The 14,707-nt window shown below is 47.5% G+C and carries 16 protein-coding genes; 8 read left to right on the plus strand and 8 right to left on the minus strand.

The annotated features are described in order from the left end of the window. Positions 1 to 160: 160 nt before the first annotated feature. Positions 161 to 673, plus strand: coding sequence for a DUF1993 domain-containing protein (locus Q4Q46_RS17750; RefSeq protein ID WP_311906686.1), 513 nt, complete (start codon positions 161 to 163; stop codon positions 671 to 673). 411 nt (positions 674 to 1,084) lie between these two features. Continuing rightward, positions 1,085 to 1,282, plus strand: a complete 198-nt coding sequence (locus Q4Q46_RS17755) for a hypothetical protein (RefSeq protein WP_006079715.1) — start codon at positions 1,085 to 1,087, stop codon at positions 1,280 to 1,282. Between the two features lie 105 nt (positions 1,283 to 1,387). Here the strand turns inward: Q4Q46_RS17755 and Q4Q46_RS17760 are convergent, their stop codons facing one another. The 7 genes from Q4Q46_RS17760 to Q4Q46_RS17790 form a co-directional block, all read right to left on the minus strand. Beyond that, positions 1,388 to 1,855: a GNAT family N-acetyltransferase gene (locus Q4Q46_RS17760; RefSeq protein ID WP_311906642.1), complete on the minus strand. Its 468-nt coding sequence runs from the start codon at positions 1,853 to 1,855 to the stop codon at positions 1,388 to 1,390. Positions 1,856 to 1,985: 130 nt separating this feature from the next. Beyond that, on the minus strand, positions 1,986 to 3,302 hold the full coding sequence (locus tag Q4Q46_RS17765) for a sensor histidine kinase (protein ID WP_311906643.1): 1,317 nt from the start codon (positions 3,300 to 3,302) through the stop codon (positions 1,986 to 1,988). Positions 3,303 to 3,307: 5 nt separating this feature from the next. Beyond that, positions 3,308 to 3,967, minus strand: a complete 660-nt coding sequence (locus Q4Q46_RS17770) for a winged helix-turn-helix domain-containing protein (protein ID WP_006079718.1) — start codon at positions 3,965 to 3,967, stop codon at positions 3,308 to 3,310. After that, on the minus strand, positions 3,967 to 4,233 hold the full coding sequence (locus Q4Q46_RS17775) for a PepSY domain-containing protein (RefSeq protein ID WP_011982124.1): 267 nt from the start codon (positions 4,231 to 4,233) through the stop codon (positions 3,967 to 3,969). The genes Q4Q46_RS17770 and Q4Q46_RS17775 overlap by 1 nt, the downstream gene beginning before the upstream one ends. Continuing rightward, positions 4,226 to 4,789, minus strand: coding sequence for a diacylglycerol kinase (locus Q4Q46_RS17780; RefSeq protein ID WP_311906645.1), 564 nt, complete (start codon positions 4,787 to 4,789; stop codon positions 4,226 to 4,228). Before Q4Q46_RS17780 ends, Q4Q46_RS17775 begins: the two co-directional genes overlap by 8 nt. Before the next feature lie 68 nt (positions 4,790 to 4,857). Then, positions 4,858 to 5,301, minus strand: coding sequence for a DUF1924 domain-containing protein (locus Q4Q46_RS17785; RefSeq protein ID WP_311906646.1), 444 nt, complete (start codon positions 5,299 to 5,301; stop codon positions 4,858 to 4,860). A 53-nt stretch (positions 5,302 to 5,354) separates the two neighbouring features. Next, complete coding sequence (locus tag Q4Q46_RS17790) at positions 5,355 to 5,942, minus strand: cytochrome b/b6 domain-containing protein (protein ID WP_311906647.1); 588 nt, start codon at positions 5,940 to 5,942, stop codon at positions 5,355 to 5,357. A gap of 216 nt (positions 5,943 to 6,158) precedes the next feature. On the opposite strand from Q4Q46_RS17790, the gene Q4Q46_RS17795 reads away from it, so the two are divergent. After that, the gene (locus tag Q4Q46_RS17795; protein ID WP_106648437.1) at positions 6,159 to 6,614 is read left to right on the plus strand and encodes a ribosomal maturation YjgA family protein; all 456 of its coding nucleotides are present in this window, start codon (positions 6,159 to 6,161) and stop codon (positions 6,612 to 6,614) included. 70 nt (positions 6,615 to 6,684) lie between these two features. Further along, positions 6,685 to 7,188 carry a hypothetical protein gene (locus Q4Q46_RS17800; protein ID WP_311906648.1) on the plus strand — a complete coding sequence of 168 codons (504 nt, stop codon included), beginning with the start codon at positions 6,685 to 6,687 and terminating at the stop codon, positions 7,186 to 7,188. A gap of 165 nt (positions 7,189 to 7,353) precedes the next feature. Here the strand turns inward: Q4Q46_RS17800 and exaC are convergent, their stop codons facing one another. Beyond that, on the minus strand, positions 7,354 to 8,874 hold the full coding sequence (gene exaC / locus Q4Q46_RS17805) for an acetaldehyde dehydrogenase ExaC (RefSeq protein ID WP_311906649.1): 1,521 nt from the start codon (positions 8,872 to 8,874) through the stop codon (positions 7,354 to 7,356). Positions 8,875 to 9,135: 261 nt separating this feature from the next. On the opposite strand from exaC, the gene Q4Q46_RS17810 reads away from it, so the two are divergent. The 4 genes from Q4Q46_RS17810 (at position 9,136) to acuI (ending at position 14,656) form a co-directional block, all read left to right on the plus strand. Beyond that, complete coding sequence (locus Q4Q46_RS17810) at positions 9,136 to 11,037, plus strand: sigma-54-dependent Fis family transcriptional regulator (protein WP_311906650.1); 1,902 nt, start codon at positions 9,136 to 9,138, stop codon at positions 11,035 to 11,037. Between the two features lie 282 nt (positions 11,038 to 11,319). Next, positions 11,320 to 12,840, plus strand: coding sequence for a catalase KatE1 (gene katE1, locus Q4Q46_RS17815; RefSeq protein WP_113941374.1), 1,521 nt, complete (start codon positions 11,320 to 11,322; stop codon positions 12,838 to 12,840). Positions 12,841 to 13,009: 169 nt separating this feature from the next. After that, positions 13,010 to 13,516 (plus strand): ankyrin repeat domain-containing protein, encoded by a 507-nt coding sequence (locus Q4Q46_RS17820; protein ID WP_311906651.1) that lies wholly within the window; start codon positions 13,010 to 13,012, stop codon positions 13,514 to 13,516. 159 nt (positions 13,517 to 13,675) lie between these two features. After that, positions 13,676 to 14,656, plus strand: coding sequence for an acrylyl-CoA reductase (NADPH) (gene acuI, locus Q4Q46_RS17825; protein ID WP_311906652.1), 981 nt, complete (start codon positions 13,676 to 13,678; stop codon positions 14,654 to 14,656). Positions 14,657 to 14,707: the final 51 nt, after the last annotated feature.

Here is a 14,707-nt window from a genome sequence, read left to right on the forward strand (position 1 = left end):
ACTTGTTTCTTGTCATTTTTAGCTGCTTAATTGGGCTTATTTAGGTGTGTTTATTGTTAAGCAAATACTTAAATTCCAAGAATGATTGAAATTGAGTTATTTGCCCCAAGATAGTCTTAAGTGCTGCAGTTTTGTAGCGTCCATCACTGAGGTCAATGCCATGCTTTATGATTTAACGGTTGTACAATTTAGCAAGATGCTGAAAAATTTAAGCGTTATTCTTGAAAAGGGCGAATGCTTCGCAAACCTCAAGAAAGTCGATATGGCGGTGCTATTAAACTCACGTTTAGCACCGGATCAATTTAACCTTATCCGCCAAGTTCAAATTGCCTGTGATACTGCCAAAATTGGCGTGGCACGTTTGACTGATAACTTAGATACAGTGCCAAAGCACGATGATAGCGAAACGACGTTAGCTGAGTTACAAGCTCGTATTAGCTCAGTGTTAGCTTACTTAGCGACGTTCAAAGCGGATGATTTTGCTAATGCGGCCACGATCCATGTCTCACAACCGCGTTGGGAAGGAAAATATCTTACTGGTTATAAGTTTGCTATTGAGCATGCGATTCCGAACATTTACTTCCATGTAACAACAGCCTACGCGATTTTGCGCCACAACGGTGTTGAAATTGGCAAGAAAGATTACCTTGGCGCTATGCCATATAAGTCGTAAATCTAGGCTAGATGTAGTACTGTTGCGCAGCCTAATTGTTGTGCAGCAGCGCTTTGCCGCTTGAGCTTACCAACCTTTCTGCATTACCACCTGTTCTTTATCTACCTATGTTATGCCGCTTTGTCGCTGGAAATTTAGAGCTCGTTAGGGTTCTGTTACACCGATGAAGTAAATCAATACTCAGTTTTTCATTTCGACCTTACGTCTCGATTATTTTTATCCTGTTAGCATGTAATTTAATTTTGTTGGCTTAGGTAAATGATATGGGCCGTAAGTTTATGAGTCGCCAAATTATCTATTACTTAAATAGTGAATGGCGAATTGACTCATTATAAAGATGACCTGTTTGTTCGTTTTGAGCAGGGATTTACTGGAAGAGCCTATTTAAGGTTCTAATTAAAGGAGTTAGCTATGTCTATCGAATCTCAAGCCGTCGAGAGTCCAACGGATGCAACGACAACTAAGAGCAAGAAAGCAAAAAAAGCCGCCATTACTAGTGGTTTGCGCCTCAAAGACAAGTTGACCCAAGACACTCGCCGCCGAATTGAAATTCTGCACGAGCAACGCCAACTATCCAATCGTTTCGGCGTGGATATAGAAATTGACTAAAGCCATTGGCTTGTCGCTAAGTATTGGATATCACATCTAGATATTTAGCCAGCATGTACAGCTTCACGACGCCCGTCGTGGGGCTTGCTCACTCTCCTTAAACATTCACTTCTTAAATTCATATTCCATTATCGTGACCATCTCGCCCATATAATCTTCCCGTGAAATCTTTGACCAACCAAGTGTCTGATAAAAGTCTGCTTTGTCTGCGGTAAACAAATAGATTTTTTGTAATCCGAGTGCTTTGGCATAATCAACGACGGCATTGACTAATAATTTCCCTAAGCCTTTATTTCGATAGTGTGCATTAACATACACATTGGCGAGCCAAGGGCTGAGGTCTGTTCGGGTGTCCATGTCTGCTGCGGTTAATGAGGAGGAGCCCATGACTTGGTTAGCGTCTTCACAGATAAACATCTTAGGAATGGCGGCGTCAGAGAGGTACTCGCTCATTTGCTCAATGAGTGTGGTGACTGTGGCGTCCGCAGAACTTAAATGTGCCCATTCTTGATGATGCCATTGTGCCAGTTGTGGAATGTGCTGTGGGGCCGATTTTAGGTCGATAACTTTCATATAAATCTCTGACGTGTGTTATGCAAAGGGCTTAATGGTACGACATTATGGCGCGAATACTTAAGTCCGTTCGCTGGTCTACATTATGTGGCGGCAGGTTTGATTGAGCAGGTTTGACTGAGTATACCGCTTAACTTGGGAGTGGCAGAAATACGCTGGCTTCGAGTCCACCTTGTTGCGCGTGGCTAAAGCTAAGTTCGCCCTGATAACTGTCGACTATATCTTTGCAGATAGATAATCCTAAGCCATGGCCTTGGATGCTTTCATCTAACCGAATGCCGCGCTCGATGATAATCGACAATGCGGCATCGGAGACGCCTTCGCCATCATCACTCACTATGATCCCATAACCTGCGGTGGCAGCCGTTTGATGCACTATACGGATCTCAATGTTCTTGCGGCTATGTTTACAGGCGTTATCCAGTAAATTGCCTAAGAGTTCGAGTAAGTCATCCCGATCAAACGGCATCACTAAGCCGCTCGCGTAATGGCTATGAATAATGCGGTCTGGGTAGATACGCTGCATCACTTGAATCAGCGGCGCGAGATCTTCATCGAGCACTGTATAACGCCCTGGAGTGGACAGGCCGACAATCTTAGTGCGCTTAAGCTCTCTCTCGATGATGTGGTGCAGATTTGCGAGCACCTTGCTGCCCTCACTCCTCTGTTCCGGTGGAAGGCTTTCTAGGTAGGACTGCAGCCCTTGTAGCGGACGTTTCATTTCGTGGGCTAAGTTACCTAGGGCATTACGGGAGCGTTGCACTCGCTGGCCCAATTGATTGACTAAGCGATCTATCTCCTCAATCAGCGGGATGATTTCGCTCGGCATTTGATCTGGATTGATTTCTTGCCCTTGGGTGCGCATTTGCCGTATGGCTTCGGGCATCTGCTCTAAGGGTTTAAAGCCGCGTTTAAGTAGCTGATACTGCGCTAGTAATAGAATAACAATCGTGAGTAACACGGCCGCGCTGGCAAAGGCTAAAAAGTGTATTTGAGTTTGTTCGAGCTCGCTGATGTCTTCTGTCACCCACAGAGTCACTAATTGATCATCTTTGATTACGGCCTGACTGAACATCAGCCAATGTTCTTTGCCGACAAACTCAGTGGCTTGGTGCTGCTCACCGGCGGTCAGTTTTGGCATGTCCACGTTATGGTCGAATAGGGAGCGTGAGCGCAGGGTTTGTTCGCCGATTTGAATTGCAAAATAATGCCCAGAATTAACCCTGTGGTACACATTGGGTAAACGGTCTGAGGTGAGCGCCCATGTGCCATTGGGATTGTGATTCAGGGCGGAGATCAGGCTGTCGGCATCGTGTTGTAATCGCGAGGCAACAAAGTCTTGGGTTAATACTTGGATACCTTGGTACAGAAAATACAGTAACAGCACCATGGCAAAGGTGAGCGTGATCAGCAGATTGCGCGTCAGATAACCCTTGAGTGAATACACGCCTTTTACTCCTTGAGTCGATAACCTTGGCCGCGGCGGGTTTCGATATAATCCTTGCCTAGGCGCTGGCGCAGGCGGTTGACGTACACTTCGATAACATTGCTGTCTTTGATTTGATCTTCTTCATAAATGCGTTCACTGAGCTCTGACTTAGAGACGATTTTGCTGGGATTGACCATTAAGTAATGCAGCAGACGATATTCAATCTTAGTCAGCTCTATCACTTCACCGTCGACATTGGTGACGGCCTGTTTGTCGACATCGAGGGAAACGCCCGCATGTTGTAGCACATTGTCGGCGCGGCCAAAGTGGCGGCGGATCAACACTTCGAGCCTTGCGAGTAGTTCTTCAATGTGAAAAGGCTTGCCGAGGTAATCATCCGCACCCGCCTTGAGGCCGTCGACCCGCTCATGCCACGCATCGCGAGCGGTGAGGATCAGCACTGGCATAGCTAAGCCTTTTTGTCGCCATTGGCCGAGGACTTGTAGACCGGGTTTGCCGGGTAAACCGAGATCGAGGATCACGGCTTCGAAGTTTTCTTCTTCGCCTAAAAAGGCGCCATCAATACCGTTATCGGCGTGTTCGACGGTATAACCCGCCTTGTTAAGGGCGGGAATGAGGCGCGCGACCAGATCGGTATCATCCTCAATCAATAGCAAACGCATCAGTCGACCTTTTCCTTTAGCCACTCGCCGGTTTTGGCGTCAATCTTGATTTCATACACTATGCCATCGTCACGGAGGATTTCGAGTTCGTAGATGATCTTTCCATGTTTTTGCTCGACTTCGAGATCGAGCAACCGTCCCTTTAGCCGTGATTCATAGCGTTGCATTATGGTGTCGAAGGGCAAAACCTTGCCCTCCTTAACCCACTCGACCACCTTGTTTGAAAGATCATCGTCGTGGGCATTGCAGCTGGGGCTGCTAATCATCCCAACGGCCAAAGCCAGGAATATTAACGGTATCTTCATCGAATATGCCCTTTTCTGCGAGGTTGTGACAATTGCTGCATTGACTGAATGAGCCGACTTTGGGGTTATCTTGCACCATACGTCTTGGGATCTCATCGTGTTTGCGAATAAAAAATGCCTGTTCTGTGATCTTCTGCGGCCCTACGCTTGCGAGCAGCGGCGTGCTGTTTTTCATCACCTTACCATTTTGTGCCGCATGTTGAACCAGATATTCCTCAACTCTGGCAGTGACTTGAGGATCTATGCTGGCGTTGTCGCCAAAGTGGTTATCAAGATTTGCGGTAATGGCACGCCACTTGTCGGCGGGGAGTAAGTTCGCTGGGTAAGCCATATGGCAACTACCACATTCTGCCGTATATTCCACATTCTGTGGAATGGCGCGGTTGAGTTCATGGCCATCGTCGGCATAGCCTGTACCGGTTAAGGTTAGGCTGATGCCGATAACGCCAATGGCTAATGCAGCGGCTGTGAGTGATGAACCTAAGATCCAGCTAATAGGGTGTGCTTGTTGAGTCATAATATCTTCCTTTTTGTACCGTTACCTTCTATGGAAGGTATTGAAATTAATCGCTCTAATTAAATGAGTTATTGCAGGCTTAACCAGAGTAAGGCATCGCCTTTTTCCTGCGGCGTGCAGTCGCGTTTAAAGGTCCAGTTACAGTTACGGCTAAACCATTTCTCGATTTTGGCTGAGTCGGTTAACCGATCTGCGGTAATCGACGGCGCCATAGGGTCAATGGGTTTACGGGTATTTTGGTGCATCCCCATGTCGGTGACTTTGGCGGTATGGCAACTGGCGCAGCTGCGCCCGTCCATGTCCTGTAGCCAAAGCTTTTGTCCCGCGGCGGCGCTAAAAGGTCCAGCACCTTGGGCTTGATAGCGTTGCAGTTGTGTGCCAATACGCTCGGCGCTCAGTGGCAGGCTTTGCACTTTACTGTTAGCGGCGCTAACGCTAAGGCTAGTTAGCAGCAAGGTTGAAATCGCGACAACAAGGCGTTTCTTATTCGTGTGTCTGGTTAATCTGTTCATAGGGCATTCCTTTTGGGCTGGATGTCTTATTGCTAAACAAAATGGCTAATGGATTAATCTTTTTGTTCCACTGGGCGTTGTTTCTTGCCCGTGACCATGGCTCTGACTAAGTTTTCTTTGTGTAACAGGCTGCTGACGATGACGCCGCCAACATGAATAACCACGAGGAACACTGTGAAGTTGGCAAAGAATTTATGGACTTCTTTTATGGCGCCTTCGGGCCAAGTGGCGAAAAAGCTCGTGGCTAATGGGCCGTGTCCGTCGGTGGCGTATAGAGCTATGCCTGAGAATCCCGTGATGGCGATGCTGGCAATCAAGGCCACTATCATCATTGCTCCAGCGGGGTTATGGCCTATGTAGTCTTTGGCTTTGCCTGTGATGAGCCCTTTGAGGTACACCAGCACTTCTTTAGGGCGAGTAATAAAGTTGCTAAAGCGCGCATTGTGGGTACCAATCACGCCCCACAGTAGACGAAACACCAGTAAAATTAAGATGCTGTAACCTGCGTAACTGTGGATGGTCATCCACTCGTCTTCGCCTTCAGTGAGGTAGGCTAAGGTGAAAAAGCCGACGAGAGACCAATGGAATATGCGGATTAACAGGTCCCAAACTTTGATGGTTTGCAGTGTGTTTGATGACATGGTGTGACGCTCCTAAGTGGGTTTAGGTGTAGGCTACTTAACCCAAACTTAAACCTCGCTTAAATTTTGAGGGGCGAACATTTAGTGAATTGGTGGCGTTAAGTGGCGCGCTTGCCTAGGTGACGAGCCTTAAATATCAACGAAAGCTCGCTTGTTAACCTCTTGGTATTACGGTAGATTCTGCCACTTCAACCGAGTGAAGGGATTAACTTATCTATGTCTACCGCCGTTATTCGCGCTTTCATTAGCCGCAATCCGAGTCGTAAATCTTTTTTTATTTATGCGGTTTTATTATTTTTGACTGAAGTCTTAATTGCCTTATATGCGCCTGCGGGTTTTATTCGTGGTTTTGTGGGCGATGTATTGGTGGTGATCTTGCTGTTTTGCATGGTGCGGGCTGTCGTTCCTCTAGCAGTCAATTCGGTAGCCAATAGTAAAGACGAGGGCATTAAGCGCTTATTTCAAACTCCTTGGCTGGCGCTTGCGGTATTGCTGTTTGCCTTTGCCATCGAGTTTGGCCAGTATTGGGGCTTAGTCGACAAGTTAGGCTTGGGTGGAAATCGCTTGGCGCGGATAGTGATAGGTAGCCATTTCGACCCACTCGATCTCGTGGCTTATTTTGTCGGTTACTTGATCTTAGTGGGCTGTTATTGGAAAAGCCGCCAGTCCTAGTATTTGAATCCGCAAGTGCCGCGTGATGTGTGTGTTCGCGGATAAGTAGGCGAGATAAGTGGGGTAAGGGATGCAGCCGATAACGGGGTTTTCACTGCTAACAGCACGTACTGATGGACTTGAGCCTAATTCACTGAAAATGCCTTTGTATTTCAATGGCCAATATACTCATACCTCGATTGCTGGCTTAGTGATTGAAGGCCAATATCGCTGCGTTTTACCCAATAAAACCTCGGGGTATTTGGTCATCACTGCTTTCGATTGTCCCTTCGAAGAATCAACCGAGTTTAGTCTGCTTGATGAAGGGTTTAAGATCATTGCGACAACCTCTTTGGCGCAAATGTACGATTCTTTTCTGCTTTATGCCCATTGGCCCATGGCGGATAACCGACTGAGGTTGCACTATTACGGTCAGTTTGTGCTGGATTTAGTGATTACAACGGGCAGTTCTTGGTTACCTTTTCAGCCAAAACTTAAACTGGTTGAAGTTGTCGATCCACAAAGCGATCCACAAACAGCCTCATCTCTTGCTGAATTAGCTCAGCGTTTAGCGCGGATTGATAATATAAACTGAGTGAGGTTTGAATTAAATTCAGTTAAAAAAGAAAGGGCTATTCGCCCTTTCATGTTTATCACTTGTATCGATTACTCATGCGGAAAGTTTTATAAGCTTGCTTGCAAAGACGTTTAAAAACCTAATAAAAGCTTCCTCACATCAGCTTGTTTGAACACCAAAACCTTAGAAGAAACCTAAAGGATTCACATCGTAACTCACCAAGAGATTCTTGGTATTTTGATAATGGTTGAGCATCATCTTATGGGTTTCGCGGCCAATACCGGATTTTTTGTATCCACCAAAGGCGGCATGGGCAGGATAGGCGTGGTAACAGTTAATCCACACTCGACCAGCTTGAATGCCACGCCCCATACGTTGAGCCGTGTTCATATCACGCGTCCACACGCCAGCACCTAGGCCGTACTCAGTATCGTTCGCGATCGCTAAGGCTTCGGCTTCATCTTTAAAAGTGGTGACCGAAATGACGGGGCCGAAGATCTCTTCTTGGAAGATACGCATCTTATTGTGGCCTTTCATAATCGTCGGGCTGATGTAATAACCTTCGCTTTGGCCGCCATCGAGTTGGCAAAGTGTGCCGCCCAGTAGCACTTCTGCACCTTCAGCCTTACCTATGGCTAAGTAGCTTAAGATTTTATCGAACTGTTCTTTAGAGGCTTGAGCACCTACTTGAGTGTCGGTATCTAAGGGATCGCCTTGCTTAATGGTTTGCGCGCGGGCGAGCACTTTTTCGATAAAGCGATCGAAAATCGACTCTTGGACTAACACCCGTGATGGGCAAGTACAGACTTCTCCTTGGTTAAAGAAGGCCAGCAACATACCTTCGACGGCTTTATTTAAATATTCGTCCTCATGGTCCATCACATCGGCAAAAAACACGTTAGGCGACTTACCGCCAAGCTCAACGGTTGATGGAATTAAGGATTCGGCGGCGCATTTTAAAATGTGATAACCAATTTCGGTGGAGCCCGTAAACGCAAGCTTAGCGATGCGTTTGCTGGTGGCCAGTGCTTGTCCCGCCTCCGCGCCAAAACCGTTGACTACGTTAAGAATACCCGCGGGTAATAGGTCTTCAATCAGCTCGAGCAATACCAGAATTGATACCGGTGTTTGCTCCGCAGGCTTGAGTACCACACAGTTACCCGCCGCCAGCGCAGGAGCGATTTTCCATGCCGCCATCAAGAGCGGGAAGTTCCAAGGGATGATCTGGCCGACTACTCCCAAAGGTTCTGGGAAGTGATAGCTGACTGTGTTGCCGTCGATATCGGCGGCGCTGCCTTCCTGTGCGCGGATACAACCGGCAAAGTAGCGGAAGTGATCGACAAATAAGGGTAAGTCGGCGTTTAAGGTTTCACGCACCGCTTTACCGTTTTCCCAGGTTTCGGCGACGGCTAAATATTCGAGATTTTTTTCGACCCGATCGGCAATGCGCAGTAACAGGTTTGAGCGTTCGGTGACTGAAGTTTTGCCCCATGCTTCTTTGGCTGCGTGGGCGGCATCTAAAGCTAATTCAATATCTTGTGCATCGGATCGCGGGATTTGGCAAAAGTTTTGGCCATTAACGGGTGAGCGATTGTCGAAGTATTTGCCATTGACTGGGGCGACCCATTTACCGCCGATGAAGTTGGCGTATTTTTCTTTGAAGTTAACGATTGCGCCTGCGGTTCCGGGTTGAGCATAAATCATAGAATCATTCCTTCTTGTTGATTAGCTTAGTGTTCTCTAACGTAACACTTGAGACTTGCATACCTAAGGTGCATCGCAAGGAGAGTGCCAAACTGGCAAGAGTTGTACACTTGTTGCGCTAACAGTATGATGAAAAGCTAATTTTGCAGATTTGAAACAGTGTGGGCACTCAGGGAGAGAGGTGTGTCCTGTGGTCACTTTGTCATCGAACGGCACACTGCAACTGTGCCGAAACGGAACACAGCTCGGGGGAGCACGGCTATGGCAGTTAAACCGCATTTACCATCGACACAGGCGTGGTTGGCCGATTCGTGGCAGCGCAGCATTGGCGCTGGCTTGTCAGAATTTCAGTTACCCCAAGAGCTTAGGCTCGACGCCAGCGAACTTAAGCAGAAACATGAGCAATATCAAATGCTCATTGCATTAGTGCAATCCCATGCTTTGCCCTTGTTCAATCAGTTGATGGCGCATTCTAATAGCCGACTCTTGCTCTCCGATGCCGAGGGTTATGTGCTTAGGCACTGGGGCGTGAGCCGCTACTCCACAAAATTGGCGGACGTGGCTTTGGATATCGGGGTGAATTGGCTCGAACAGCACAAAGGCACCAATGCGATAGGGACGGCACTCACCGCCAAGCAAGCAGTATCTGTAGTGGGTGAGCAGCATTTTATTCGTCAGAATCGTTTTATGAGTTGCACCGCCTGCCCGATATTTTCTCCCCAAGGTGAGATGCTCGGGGTGATAGATATCACCAGTGAGCAGCAAAGACACACTCAGCAGACGCTGATGTTAGTGTCGAGCTTGGCGCAGCAGGTCGAGACCGCGCTCTTGTGTCACTTGCCCGATAGCCATTATCGAATCGATTTAGCGGCGCAGCCAAATTTACTGAATTCGGGTTGGCAGGGCATAGTGATTGCCGACAGCGATGGTCGCATTGTGGGTTGCAATCCCATGGCGAAACAATTGCTTAACCATGCTAAGGTCGGCGATGCCGTCGAGCAGTACTTAGGCGATAATTGGAGCCGTGCGGGTGGCTTTAATCAGCATTTAGACTTGCATCTACAGACTCAGCCCTTAAACATTCCCAGCGCTAAGGGGCGAGTTGCGATGAGCAATAAATCGCTTAATCAACTGGGTGTGCGGTTTCGCGACCCTCAACTTGAGCGCGCATGGCAACATGCCAATAAGGTGATCACCAAGCAAATTCCGCTGTTAGTGCTCGGTGAAACCGGCGTCGGTAAAGAGCAGTTTGTTAAAAAACTCCACGCCCAGAGCGCGCGTCGCACCGAGCCTTTAGTGGCGGTGAACTGCGCGGCATTGCCTGCCGAGTTAGTCGAATCTGAACTCTTTGGTTATCAGGCGGGCGCTTTTACTGGAGCGAATCGCACAGGATTTATCGGCAAAATTCGCCAAGCCCACGGCGGTTTTTTGTTTTTAGATGAAATTGGCGAAATGCCGCTGGCAGCCCAGAGTCGTTTACTTAGGGTATTGCAGGAGCGCGAAGTGGTGCCCGTTGGCAGTAATCAAAGTTTTAAAGTCGATATCCAAATCATTGCCGCGACCCATATGGATTTAGAAAAACAGGTGACTCAAGGGCTGTTTCGACAGGATTTATTCTATCGATTAAATGGCTTGCAAGTGCGTTTGCCTGCGCTGCGGGAGCGGCAGGATATTGAGCGTATTATCCATAAATTGCATCGTAAACATCGTATCTCCGCGCAGGATATCTGCCCAGAACTGTTAGGGAAAATGATGCAATACGACTGGCCGGGGAATTTGCGTGAGCTGGATAACCTCATGCAAGTCGCTTGCTTGATGGCAGAAGGAGACAGTACCCTCAATTGGCAACATTTACCCGATTATCTTGCACAAAAATTAGCGGGCGAGCCGTTAAAAGTAGACCAGTTACAAGCTGCATCTTTATGTGATGAATTTAAAGAGGTAAGCCGTCAACGTTCTGCATCACCCCTGCAAAGTGGTAAGTTCGCTGTGGAGCCGAATGCCACAAAGGTTCAATCGGATTCCCTAAATGAGGCGATTTATAGCAATGTGCTGCAGGCATACCAAGCCTGTAATGGCAATGTGAGCCAATGCGCTAAGCGTTTAGGGATCAGCCGTAATGCCTTGTACCGGCGATTAAAACTGATGGGGATTAAGGATTAATGCTCGCTTACGGCTCTTGTTGTGAAGCTCAATCAATTGCTAAATATCTCTTAATCACCCCACGTTTATCCACTTCGCAATAGACTAAAACCGAGAGGTTTTAGTCCACAATCTCTAGCTTCAGTATCTGACAATGGGACTTTTTGTTGTTGCCAATTTATGTCTAATAGGTTTTATTGATTCATATAATCGATAAAGATCGCTTCTTATAATTACAAATTCAGAACTATACTGCGGGCAGGCAGAAAAGAGCTTGGCGTTATGCATAGAAGAGGAACTGTTATGCATCTTACTAAAAGCCTTTTAATTATTTCTATGGGTCTGACATTGAATGTACAGGCTCAAACTTTACCAACAAATACCCTGACACGTGACAATGGTGCACCTGTGGGTGATAACCAAAACTCGACCACAGCGGGCAGTAATGGCAGCGTGTTATTGCAAGATGTGCAGCTTATCCAGAAGCTACAACGCTTTGCCCGTGAACGTATTCCTGAGCGTGTCGTCCACGCCAGAGGCACAGGTGTCCATGGTGAGTTTGTATCGAGTGGCGATTTTAGCAACCTAACCCAAGCGGCACCCTTTGCACAAAAAGGTAAAGTGACACCCGTATTTGTGCGCTTTTCTACCGTGATCCACTCGAAAGGTTCGCCAGAAACGCTGCGTGATCCCCGTGGGTTTGCGACCAAATTTTATTCGGACCAAGGTAACTGGGACTTAGTAGGTAATAACTTACCCGTATTCTTCATTCGCGATGCGATCAAGTTTCCTGACATGGTGCATTCACTCAAACCATCGCCAGTGACCAATATGCAAGATCCGAATCGTTTCTTTGATTTTTTCAGTCATGAAGCGGGTTCAACCCATATGTTGACTCAGGTTTACAGTAACTTAGGTGTACCTGCCAGTTATCGTGAAATGGACGGTTTCGGTGTGCATGCGTACAAATTTGTGAATCGAGATAACCAAGTTAAATATGTGAAATTTAACTGGAAGAGTCTGCAAGGTGTTAAAGGCTTACGTCCCGATGAAGTGGTTAAAGTCCAAGGGCAAAACTTTAACCATTTAACTGATGATCTTTATAGTGAGATCAACAAGGGTAACTATCCTAAGTGGGATCTGTACGTTCAATTACTCGACCCGACTGAGCTTAATAAGTTTGATTACAACCCACTAGACGCCACTAAGGTGTGGCTAGATGTGCCAGAACAAAAAGTGGGCACTATGACGCTGAACCGCATGCCTGCAAACTTCTTCCAAGAGACTGAGCAAGCGGCATTTGCGCCATCGAATTTGATCCCAGGGATTGAGCCTTCGGAAGACAGATTACTGCAAGGCCGTATGTTCTCCTACGCCGATACTCAGCTGTATCGACTCGGCGCGAATTTGTCGCAATTGCCGATTAATAAACCCTTAGTGGCGGTGGCAAACCACAACCAAGAAGGTGCGGGCAATATGGGGCATACCCAGTCCGATGTGAACTATCAACCGAGCGTACATTTAGCCTTGGCCGAAGATAATCGTTATCGTGCGGTAACGACTGCGCTAACGGGGACTGTGCAACAAACGGCTATTAGCAAGCAGGATAACTTTAGCCAAGCGGGCGTCTTTTACCGCAGCTTGAGCAAGCAAGATAGAGCAGATCTGATCACTAACTTGGCCGGTGACTTAGGCAAAGTGAACGATACCAATGTGAAACATCAGATGCTCAGTCACTTTTATCGTGCAGACCCAGAGTTTGGTGAGCGTTTAACCAAGGCTGTAAAAGGTGATTTGGCCGACGTTAAACAGCGTTCAATTTAACGCATCATTTTAGAGCGATTTGGTGCAGATTCGCGTTAAACCGCTCAAACCCAGTAAGTCCCGCAAGGCGTAATCAAGCTCTTTTCTGCCCAGTTTAAGAGGGCGTCTTGCGGGCATTTCGTCACCTCTTATTGTTTAAATCTCTATTTTTGCTGCGCGGGAGTTATTGATGAAACACAATATTACTATCTTATTATTGATAATTGCGGCACTGAGTATGTCGGTCGTGATGGGCGCAGGTTCTGCTCAGGCATCCGCAACTGTCAGCCAAGCGGACGAGCCCGATACCGCACAAGTGCAATTGCTGGTGGACTACTTTTTTGCTGCCGCGCGTACTGGCGATATCACAGTGCTTGAGCATTTTCTCGATGCGGGCTTCCCTATTGACCAGAGAAATAGTCAAACCTATACCGCGCTAATGGTGGCGGCTTATAACGGCCAAGAGGCTGCAACAGATGTATTACTTGAGCATGGTGCTAATGCTTGTTTGCAAGATAAGCGTGGTAATACGGCAATTATGGGCGCTGTGATTAAGGCCGAATTCAATATCGTAAAGCGGCTATACGCGAAAGAATGTAATGCGAACCTAACGAATAATGCCGGAATGACCTTGGCTGAGTTTGCCCGCTACTGGGGTCAAAGTGGCGCTTTGCAGCAGGCGAGTTTAAAGCCATAAAGACATCATTTTTGCCATTTTTTGCGCTCGATCACTCTGGGCCATTATCTTTAATCTATTTAGATCTCAGCGTTTACTATTAGCCATAAGTCTGCTTGTTAATGGCGTCGATGCCTTTTATGGTAACTTGCGATTTGCATGGCCTTCGGAGAGCAAGTTATGTTTGATGCCTTACTACTGACACAAGAAGATAAACGCACGTTTGCTCAAGTTTCACAGATTACAGAAGCCGATTTACCAGAAGGGGAAGTCTTAGTTGAGGTCGACTATTCCTCGCTGAATTATAAAGATGGTTTAGCTGTGACGGGTGCTGGCAAAATCATTCGCCAGTTTCCTATGGTGCCGGGCATCGATTTTGCGGGGGTCGTGCGCGAATCAACAGATGCGAGATACCAAGTTGGCGATCAGGTGATTTTGACAGGCTGGGGCGTGGGTGAAAATCACTGGGGTGGTATGGCGCAAAAAGCGCGCGTTAAAGCCGACTGGCTGGTGCCTATGCCGCAAGATTGTGATGCCGCTAAAGCCATGATGATTGGCACGGCTGGACTTACGGCTATGTTGTGCGTGCAAGCGCTGCAGCAGGCTGGGGTAACACCGCAAAGTGGGGATATTCTGGTCACAGGTGCCAGTGGTGGTGTGGGGTCCGTGGCGGTGACTTTGCTCGCCAATGCTGGCTATCGCGTGGTTGCCTGCAGTGGTCGGGTCGAGCAAAATGCACCTTTATTGAAGGAGCTTGGCGCCGCTGAAGTGATTGATCGCAGTGAGCTTGAACAGGATGCTAAGCTACTTGAGGCGCAGCTCTGGGCGGGTGTGGTCGATACCGTTGGCAACAAGATCCTCGCCAAAGCATTAGCGCAAATGCAATACGGTGGCGCCGCCGCTATTTGTGGTTTAGCGGGCGGTTTTGCATTACCCACAACCGTAATGCCATTTATTTTACGAGGAGTGAGTTTGCTGGGAATCGATTCTGTTTCTTGTCCATTTGAGAAACGAAAAGCGGCGTGGGAAGCTGTGATTAAAGCACTGCCTGCACATTTCTATCAGCAAGCTTGCCAGCAGATTTCATTGGCAGAGGTGCCTGATTTCGCGAATAAAATTATCCAAGGTCAAGTCACAGGACGTGTATTAGTTAAGCTGTAATCCCGTTTCCTACGTTTTAACACGATGGCAACACTGAGGTGTTGCCAATTA

Source organism: Shewanella vaxholmensis, assembly GCF_031932135.1.
In the GTDB taxonomy this organism is placed as follows: Bacteria; Pseudomonadota; Gammaproteobacteria; order Enterobacterales; family Shewanellaceae; genus Shewanella; species Shewanella hafniensis.